The sequence below is a fragment of the Castellaniella sp. genome (genome assembly GCF_041675725.1).
In the GTDB taxonomy this organism is placed as follows: domain Bacteria; phylum Pseudomonadota; class Gammaproteobacteria; order Burkholderiales; family Burkholderiaceae_B; genus Castellaniella.
In genome coordinates this window covers 42,775-51,873 of record NZ_JBAYTI010000001.1, presented here as the reverse complement: position 1 = coordinate 51,873, position 9,099 = coordinate 42,775, and the positions used below count along the sequence as shown (strand labels likewise).

Annotated in this window: 7 protein-coding genes; 6 read left to right on the top strand and 1 reads right to left on the bottom strand. The window is 61.1% G+C overall.

Annotation, left to right across the window (positions count from 1 at the left end; all coding sequences use genetic code 11):
- Positions 1-8 precede the first annotated feature (8 nt).
- Entirely contained in the window at positions 9-1,403 is a 1,395-nt protein-coding gene (locus WCZ84_RS00240; RefSeq protein WP_372684237.1) for a TolC family outer membrane protein, read from the top strand.
- Here the strand turns inward: WCZ84_RS00240 and WCZ84_RS00235 are convergent.
- A complete protein-coding gene (locus tag WCZ84_RS00235; protein WP_372684236.1) occupies positions 1,400-2,158 on the bottom strand; it encodes a GntR family transcriptional regulator in 759 nt (252 codons plus the stop codon). The genes WCZ84_RS00240 and WCZ84_RS00235 overlap by 4 nt on opposite strands.
- Before the next feature lie 86 nt (positions 2,159-2,244).
- Between WCZ84_RS00235 and WCZ84_RS00230 the strand changes: the two genes are divergently transcribed.
- The 5 genes from WCZ84_RS00230 to WCZ84_RS00210 are packed head-to-tail and all read left to right on the top strand — an operon-like array spanning position 2,245 to position 9,015.
- On the top strand, positions 2,245-3,231 hold the full coding sequence (locus WCZ84_RS00230) for an ABC transporter permease (protein WP_372684235.1): 987 nt from the start codon (positions 2,245-2,247) through the stop codon (positions 3,229-3,231).
- A gap of 24 nt (positions 3,232-3,255) precedes the next feature.
- Complete coding sequence (locus WCZ84_RS00225; protein ID WP_372684234.1) at positions 3,256-4,275, top strand: sugar ABC transporter substrate-binding protein; 1,020 nt, start codon at positions 3,256-3,258, stop codon at positions 4,273-4,275.
- Positions 4,276-4,299: 24 nt separating this feature from the next.
- The gene (locus WCZ84_RS00220; RefSeq protein WP_372684233.1) at positions 4,300-6,414 is read left to right on the top strand and encodes an ABC transporter permease; all 2,115 of its coding nucleotides are present in this window, start codon (positions 4,300-4,302) and stop codon (positions 6,412-6,414) included.
- Positions 6,411-7,478 carry a strictosidine synthase gene (locus WCZ84_RS00215; protein ID WP_372684232.1) on the top strand — a complete coding sequence of 356 codons (1,068 nt, stop codon included), beginning with the start codon at positions 6,411-6,413 and terminating at the stop codon, positions 7,476-7,478. The genes WCZ84_RS00220 and WCZ84_RS00215 overlap by 4 nt, the downstream gene beginning before the upstream one ends.
- Before the next feature lie 34 nt (positions 7,479-7,512).
- Positions 7,513-9,015, top strand: coding sequence for a sugar ABC transporter ATP-binding protein (locus WCZ84_RS00210; RefSeq protein WP_372684231.1), 1,503 nt, complete (start codon positions 7,513-7,515; stop codon positions 9,013-9,015).
- Positions 9,016-9,099 lie beyond the last annotated feature (84 nt).

The window sequence follows — 9,099 nt, the reverse complement described above, 5'->3', positions numbered from 1 at the left end:
TGTCCATCGTGAAAAATCCAGATACGAACGTCAAGGACGCGCTGCACGGGACCGCGGGCCGCCTGCTTGCCGCAGTACGGGTTCGGCGCGGCTCCGATCGCCCCGGTTTGTGGGCCGGCCTGCTGCTGGTTGCGCTGGCGGCGGGCTTTGCCGCCCATGGGCCGGCCCAGGCCCAAACCCTGCAGGAAGCCATGGCAATGGCTTATCACAACCATCCGGCCCTGATGGCGCAGCGCGCGGCCTTGCGTGCACTAGAGGAAGACATCGGTCAGGCCCGTGCCGGATGGCAGCCGTCCTTGACGCTGCGCATGGGCGCAGGTCATTACGAAGACGGCTATCGTCTGGAGCAGGGGGGCAGCGTTCAGACCCGCCGCGATAGTTCGGATGTGCGCCTGACCGCCACCCAGCCTTTGCTGAATTGGTCCACCGGCCCCGCGGTGGAAGCGGCCACGGCGCGTGCCCGGCAGGGCCGTTCCGAGCTGCTGGTGACCGAGCAAAACGTCATGCTGGAGGTCGGCGATGCCTATCTGAACGTGCTGCAGTATCGCAAGCTGCTGGCATTGCATCAAGCCAATGAACGCAGTCTGGCCAGGCAGGTCGAGTATCTCGGCGAGCATTTTTCACGTCAATTGGGAACCCGGACCGAGTTGGCCCAGGCGCAGGCCCGCCATGCGGGCGCCGTGGCGCAGTTGGATCGGGTCAAGTCCGAGCTGGAGATCTACAGCAGCGCCTTCATGCGCCATGTCGGCGTGGCCCCGTCGGCACTCCATTTCCCCGATGCGTTGCCGCCGCTTCCGCCCGCGCTCGACACCATTCTGGCCGTGGCGACCGAGCACGCGCCTGCCGTACTCAGCGCCTATCAGGGTGCGCAGGCCGCACAGGCGGATGCTGAAGCGGCAGAAGGGCGGCTGATGCCGTCCGTGAGCCTGGATGTGGGCGGTGGCTGGATCAACCGCCCCGATCAGGGTGTACACAGCCGCCACGATGCCTCGGTGCAGCTGAACCTGAACATCCCCCTTTATCAAGGGGCTGACCGCGCACAAGTGCGCAGCGGAAAAGAACGGGCCATTCAGCAGCAATCGCAGTGGCGCAATGCGCGGCTGCAGGCCCGCCTGGATGCGTCGGATGCATGGCAAAAGTGGCAGTCGGCGCGCGCACAGATCGAGGCTTTCGACGCGGCGATTGCAGCCAACCGGGTGGCCTACGAAGGGGTGGACGCGGAATATGCCGCGCTGGGCGAACTGACGTTGATCGAAGTCCTGAACGCCCGGCAGGAACTGTTCCTGTCGGAGGTGTCGCTGGTGCCGGCCCGCACCGACGCCGCACTGGCCCACCTGCGCCTGCTGGCGGCGCAGGGGCGCTTGACCGCAGAAGGCCTGGGGCTTGCGGTGGCCGGGCCTTAGGGGTTGCCTGGAGCATCCGGAGTCAAGGCGGCCTCAGCGTCATGAGGGATGCGGTGCACCGTCGCTTGGCTGGCTGCGGGATACCGGTTCGCTATGATGTATTCGTAGGCGCTCTTGATGTCATCTTCCAGGGCGGCGCATGCGCTGTCTGAATCCTGCGCCTCCAGTGCATCGATCAAATAGGCATGGTACGTGAAGGCGGTGCGCCCGGACGGGTAGTCTGCGCCTGAATGCACCACGTAGTTCAAAATGGGCCCCACCCTCAGCCACAAAGACTCGATGAGCTTGACCAGCACGGGCATCCGGGCCGCTTCATACACGGTGTAATGCAGGGTCTTGTTGGCCAGGATCGCCTTGCTTTGGTGCGGGTCCCCCGCATCCATGAGGGTCGCGAATTGGTTGTTCAGCTTGCGTAGCTTGCGGATCAGGGCGGGCGTGACGTAGGGCACGGCGCAGCGCACCGCATAGCTTTCCACGTGCAGCCGTATGCGGGTGACTTCCAGATACTGCTGTGCCGACATGACAGGTACGCGCACGGATCGATTCGGTTCGACCTCGAGCGCCTGGTCCGCCACGAGTTGATGAACAGCCTCCCGAACCGGCATGATGCTGACCCCCAGGGCCTGGGCGGTGGAGCGCAGCGACAGCCTTTGCCCGGGCACGACCTGACCGGACAGGAGGAGCTCCTTGAGCAAGGACAGCGCGTCGGCGGCCAAGGTGCTGCGGGCGGGCAAAGGAGGCAGTAAAGGCTTCATGAAATCAGGGGCTAGGGTAATCACTAACTGCGATCTGTGATCACGGATGTTTAATATAAACAAAAATGGAATACAGGGGAAGTCGCATGCTCGACCAAGGTTTCAGACGCTGGTTCAAACCGTCCCAGGAACTCGTGGTCACCGGCCTTTTGGTCGCCCTTTTTCTTTTGTTCTCGATCTTGCTCCCAGGGTTTCTGGAAGCGAACAATCTGGTCAACCTGATCCAGAACGTGTCGATCATCGGCATTTTGGCGTTGGGTATGGGGTTCGTGGTCATCGGCAAGGGCATCGACCTGGCGATGGTCGCCACAATGGCCATCACTGCGGCCTGGACGGTCTTGCTGCTGGGCGACGGCGTGCCCTCGGTCGCCGCCGTGCTGCTCGGGCTCTTGCTGGCCGTGGGCATCGGCTTGCTCAGCGGATTTCTCATTGCCTACGTAGAGATTTCATCCTTGTTCACGACGCTGGCCATGATCTCGGTGATCTATGGTTTTGGCCAGCTGGCGCTGGTCCACTCAGACCTGACCTACGTGCCCGATGCGATCACCTGGATCCCGATGCTGAACCACAAGGTCTTCGGGATCCCGCTGTCGGTGATCTGGTTCGGCCTGATCGCCTTCCTGATGTCGATCGTGCTTCGGTACACGAAGATCGGCCGCTATATTTATTTCATCGGCGACAACTACCAGGCCGCGCGGGTAACGGGGCTGCCGGTGCGCCCGATCATCCTGATCCAGTATTGCGGCTCGGCTGTGATTGCCTACGTGACGGGCATCATCGGGGCCTCGGTGCTCAATACCGTCAATACACGGGTGGTGAATTCCACCTTGATCTATGACGTGATTCTGGTCGTGGTGCTGGGGGGGATCAGCCTCAGCGGCGGCAAGGGCCGGGTGATGAACATCATCGTCGCGACCTTGCTGATCGGCATATTGCTCAATGGCCTGACGATCATGAACGTACCGTTCACCGTGCAGAACTTGCTCGAAGGCGCTTTGTTGCTGGTTGCCTTGGTGATCGACAGCATTCTCAATCCGCGCGATGAGCAGACGGCCCAGCAGGGCGATATTTAACACCTATTCCATAAGAGGAAGACAATGAAGAAAGCATGTGCATTTGTACTGGCGGCCAGCATGGCGGCGTTTGCCGGCCATGCGCTGGCCCAGGGCAAGTTCGTGGATGAGCTGGCCGAGCAATATACGCAGGACGTCAAGGGCAAGCGGGTGGCGTTTCTGGCCCTGTCCACCTCCTTTGACCTGGCCCAGATGTGGTCCAGGGGCATGGAGAAATTCGCCGAGCGCAACGGCATCGACTACACCGTGCGCAATCCCAACTGGGACAGCCAGGCCGGCAGCCAGGCGCTGACGGACCTCATCCGCGACAAGTACGACCTGCTGGTCGTGCAGAATCCGGACGTACAAGTCTATCGCAAGCTGCTCAACCGGGCTCAGAAGGCAGGTATCCCCGTGGTCCAGATCAATCTGAAGTCATTGCAGTCCACCGACGCCTTCGTGGGGGCCGAGTGGGCCGAACTGGGCCGGATGCAGGCGCAGATCGCCTACGACTGGTGTGCCAAAGAAAAGGGCGGCAGCGGCGAAGTGGCCTTGATGCAAGGTACACCCACCAATCCCAACACATTGCTGATGGTCCAGGGGGTCAAGGACATCATCGAGCAGCACCCCGGTCAGCTGGAGATCGTCTCCAATCAAGTGGCCGACTTCGACGCCACGAAGGCGCATGGGATCGCCTCCACCGTCATCAAGCAGCATCCCAACCTCTGCGCCTATATCGGCACTTGGGATGGCATGGACCTGGGCGTGGCCAGCGCCGTGGAAGATGCCGGCAAGATCAAGGACATCAAGGTCATCACCAATGGGGGGGGCCGCCAGCCGCAGTGCGATCGGGTTCGCAAGGGCCTGTATGACGCGTATATCAGCTACAACGCCTTCCGGCAGGCGCAGGACCTGACGGTCACCATGGCCCAGCTGCTGCAAAATGGCCACAACCCGGACGTCAAACCCTATGCCATCTATACCCCGTTGACCGTCATTACCCAGGAAAACCTGAACGATGACTCATGCTGGGATTTTGACAAAGTCGAAAAAACGGAGTTCTAGGACAGTGTCCGGATGTGAGCCCATATGGAAAAGGTCATCAAGTTCCTGCGTTACGACGTGCTATCGACGAGATTCCTGGGAGAGCTGCTGAGCAAGAACTGGATCGATAATTTCATTCCCACGCTGTTCTTGCTCATCACCCTCCTGGTATTCATCCCGACCGGGGTGAGTCTGTTCACGGCAGGGGGGCTGGTCGACCTGATGCGTCAGGTGGGGGAAATCGGTTTCGTTACCTTGGGCATGAGCATCGTCATGCTGGGCGGCGGCATCGACTTGAGTGTGGGCTCCATCTTCGCCGTATCCAACTTTGTGGCGATCACCACCATTCAGTATCTGGACTGGCCGCTGTATTTTGCCATCCCCGCCACCTTGCTGGTGGGGGCGGCGTTTGGCGCGGTCAACGGCGTGCTGGTGGGGTTTTTCGGGGTGCGTGCGTTCCTGGCCACCCTCGCCACGCTCATTATTGGCCGTGCCATTTCCGATATCCTGGTCTTGAATTATTCGACTACGGTCGGGCTGGCCTTTGGCGGGTCCGATCTCTGGGAGTCGCTGGGCGAAGACGCCTTCCTGGGGGTGCCCCTGAGCATGACCGGGCTGATTGTGGCGCTGGTGCTGTTCCACCTGATATTGACCCGGACCCGTTTCGGCTGGAATATCTATGCCACTGGGGGGTCGCGGCGTTCGGCCTACAACATCGGCATTCCCATCAAGCGCCTGATTTTCACGACGTATGTCATGTCGGGTGCGCTGACGGCGCTTGGTGCGGTGTTTTATGCGGCACGGCTGGCCAGCGTCGGGCCCGAGACCGGGATTGGGCTGGAAATCACTGTGCTGACCGGGGCCATATTGGGGGGCGTCAGCCTGGGCGGAGGCAAGGGGTCCGTCTACAAGATCTTCATCGGCACCTTGATCGTCCTGATCATCACCAATGCCTTGATCAATCTTGGCGTGGGCAGTGGCGTCACGCCGCTGGTGTTCGGCATATTGTTGCTGGTGGCTGTGGCTATTGATGTACGCTGGCTCAAGAACCTGCGCAAGATCAAGAATCACCTGTATGTGGCGCCGGTCGCATTGTCCCTGCCCCCCGCACCCGACTGTCGCCCGGGTGCTGGCGCGCCCTGGGAAGTCAACGATCGGCTCAAGGGCGTAGGCGCCATCGGGCTGGGCGAGCTCGATGGCCCTGAAGACATGATCTTCGATAGCCAGGACAATCTCTACACGGGCCAGCGCCAGGGGCATATCGTGCGTTTCTTCGCGCCCGACTATACGCGCTCCGAGACGTTCGTCCACATTGGCGGTCAGCCATTGGGGCTGGCCATGGATGCAGAAGACAACATTCATGTCTGTGTGGGCGGCATGGGTCTGTACAAGGTCACCCCAGAGCGCGAGGTCATCTTGCTGACAGACGAAACCAACCGCAGCCTGACGTCCATCCTGGATGATTCGCGGCTGCGCATGCCCGACGATCTCGACATTGCGCCGGACGGCCGTATCTTCTTCAGTGATGCCACCGTGCGCTTCTCCAATACCGAATGGCCGGTGGATTCGATAGAGGCTCGAACGAACGGCCGGCTGATCCTGTATGACCCTCATACTAAAAAGACGCGCACCGTATTGCGCAACTTGCGCTTCTCCAACGGCGTATGTGTGACCCTGGACGGCGAATCGCTGCTGGTCGCTGAAACCTGGGGTTGCAGGGTGACCCGCTACTGGTTCGATGGTCCAAACAAGGGGCGCACAGAAGTCGTCCTCGACAATCTTCCGGGCTACCCAGACAATATCAATCGGGCGTCCGACGGCAACTACTGGTGTGCGATCGTCGGGATGCGCGGCCGGGCGTTCGACCACATGTTGCGCTTCCCAGGTGTGCGGGCGCGCATGACGCGTCGCCTGGGGAACGACGAGTGGCTGTTCCCCAACCTGAATGACGGCTGCGTCATCAAGTTCGACCTGCAGGGAACGGTCATGGAATCGCTGTGGGATCCCACCGGTATTTCGCATCCCTACATCACTTCGATGCGCGAGCACAAGGGCAAGCTGTATCTCGGCGGGATCTCCAATAACCGCATTGGGGTCCACGAACTGTCGGGCGTGGACATGGGTTGGACCAGCCAGTTCAGCTACTGGGGGAAGAAATGATCCGTACCTTGCGCGGCGTGCATGATTGGTTTTTTGGGCAGGGTGCTTATGGCGTGACGGTTCCGCCCATGGATGGTCCGTTCCGGCCCAATACGCTGCTCGACCTGGCCGAGGGCGCGAAACAAGAGGGCGAACCCGACAATCTCCTGCGCTGCGGCGATCATCTGTTTTTCAGCGTAGGTCACGTACTCTATGAGCGGACCGGCGCGCAGAGCCGCGCAGAGGTGGCCCGCTTTCCCAGCGGCGTGCTGGCGCTTGCGTGCGATGGACACGAGCGCGTCGCTGTGGCGTTGGCTGGCGAAGGGATACGCGTGGGTGCGCCGGACCGTTTGATGGATGTCTCGGCCGTGTCCGTGGGGCGAACCGATTGTGTGACGGCCTTGTCTTTCGGGCCGCAGGGAGACCTGCTTGTCGCGGTCGGTTCGGATGAGAACTCGTCGCTCGATTGGGCGCGCGACCTTCTCGAACGGGGCGCGAGCGGTTCGCTCTGGTCGGTGTCGTCCGATGGTGTCGCGCAGCCACTGCGCACAGGCCTGGCCTGGCCGGCTGGTGTGGTTATCGACACGCAAGGCCGCGTGGTCTACAGCGAGGCCTGGCGGCATCGTTTGGTGAGGTATACGCAAAACAGCGGCGATGCCGTCGTGCTGGATGCGTTGCCGGCCTACCCGGGGCGCCTGGTGCGCGAAGGTGCGTCGTTCTGGCTATGCTTGTTTGCGCCCAGGCGCCAACTGATCGAGTTTGTATTGCGCGAAGAGGCCTACCGCCTGAGCATGTTGCAAGACGTGGAGCCCGAATACTGGATCGCACCCAAGCTCAGGGCCCGCGGTGGCTATCTCGAGCCGCTGCAGTGGGGCGAGGTCAAGCAGCTGGGGATTGCCAAGCCCTGGGCGCCCAGCCTGTCTTATGGTTTGTTGGCGCGCCTGGATGAAGCGTTCGTCCCCCGGGGGTCGTATCATAGCCGCGCGGATGGTGTACGGCATGGCGTATGCAGTGTGGCCGTCGTGGGCAACCAGATCCACGCGACGTCCCGTGGCAGCATGGAACTTCTCACGCTGGATATCTAGATGATCATTGACGTCCCAACCCTGGAGCTGTGCCGTGAGTAAGGTGATATTCAGCCTGCAAGACGTATCCAAGGAATTCGGTGGCAACTACGCGATCAAGGGCATCGATCTGCAGCTGGTCGCCGGCGAGATCCATGCACTGGTAGGAGAAAATGGCGCCGGAAAATCCACGCTGTGCAAGATCATTGCGGGGGTCTATGCGCCATCCGAGGGTACCTTGCACATCGATGGCCAGCCGGTGCAGTTCCGCAACCCCACCGAAGCCCTGGACAGCGGCATTGCCATGGTCTATCAGGAAACCAGCCTGGTCTCGTCCATGACTGTGGCCCAGAATCTGTTCCTGGGCAGCGAAAAACGGTTCTACCGGCTGCGGGGCCTGTACATCAGCGCCCAGCAGCTGCTGGGCTCGCTCAGTTTCAATGTGGATCCCTGGGCGACGGTGGGCACCTTGGGCGCTGCACAGAAGCAAATGGTGGAAATCGCGCGCGCCGTGCGCCAGCATGCCAGGGTCATTATCTTCGATGAGCCCACTGCCACACTGACGCCCGAGGAGAAACACTATTTCTTCATGTTGCTGCAGCGGCTGTGCAAGGAAGGCATTGCGATTCTGTTCATCAGTCATGCCATCGAGGAAGCGCTGAGCTGGGCCACCCAGATCACGGTATTGCGGGATGGGCAGCTGATCCGCAACGACCTCGCCATCAACATGACCAAAGACTCCATCATCAAGGATATGGTCGGGCGCGAGTTGTCCGGCGAGGCGTATCAGCCGCAGCAGCGCGCCGACCAGAAACCGGTCAACACCACGCGCATCCTGAGTGTGGAAAATCTCTCCATGGGCGGGATCGTGCGCAATACCTCGTTTTCCATCTATACCGGCCAGATTACCGGCCTGTTTGGGCTGGTGGGCTCGGGTCGCTCGGAGACGGCCAAGGTGATTGCCGGGGTCATCAAGCGGAACCATTTTTACGGTGGCGTAGTCCGCTACCAAGACCGGGAGGTTCGCTATCGCACGCCAGGGCCGGCGGTCAACAGCGGTATCGTCTACATCACCGAAGATCGCAAAGCGGATGGCTTCTTCGAGAACATGACCATCCAGCAGAACATCGAAGCGGGTTTGCTGGTCAAGGGGTCCACCCAGCTTGGTTTCCTCGGGTCCGACTATGCCAAAGAGGAAACCGAAAAATGGAAAAAAATCTTCCAGATTCGGGCGATCAATCCGGCGGCCCGTATCGTCGAATTGTCGGGCGGCAACCAGCAAAAGGTGGTGGCCGCCAAATCATTGGCCCAAGCGCCCCGGCTGATATTTTTCGATGAGCCGACGCGCGGCGTGGACGTGGGGGCGATCAGCGAGATCCATAACGTGATTCGCGACTTGGCTGACAGCGGCTTGGCCGTCGTGGTGATTTCATCTTATCTGCCCGAGATTCTGAAGTTGTCAGACCGGGTTCTGGTCTACCGGTCCGGCCGGGTGGTCGAGGAGTTCGATGCCGACGAGGCCACAGAGGAAGGCATCATGTATGCGGCAGTCCACTGAGGGGCCGGCCGCCGGATAGCCCGTCCGCGCAGCCGGCCCATCCGCACGGGCGGCACGGGTCGGCTGGCGGGCCTGTATGGATCG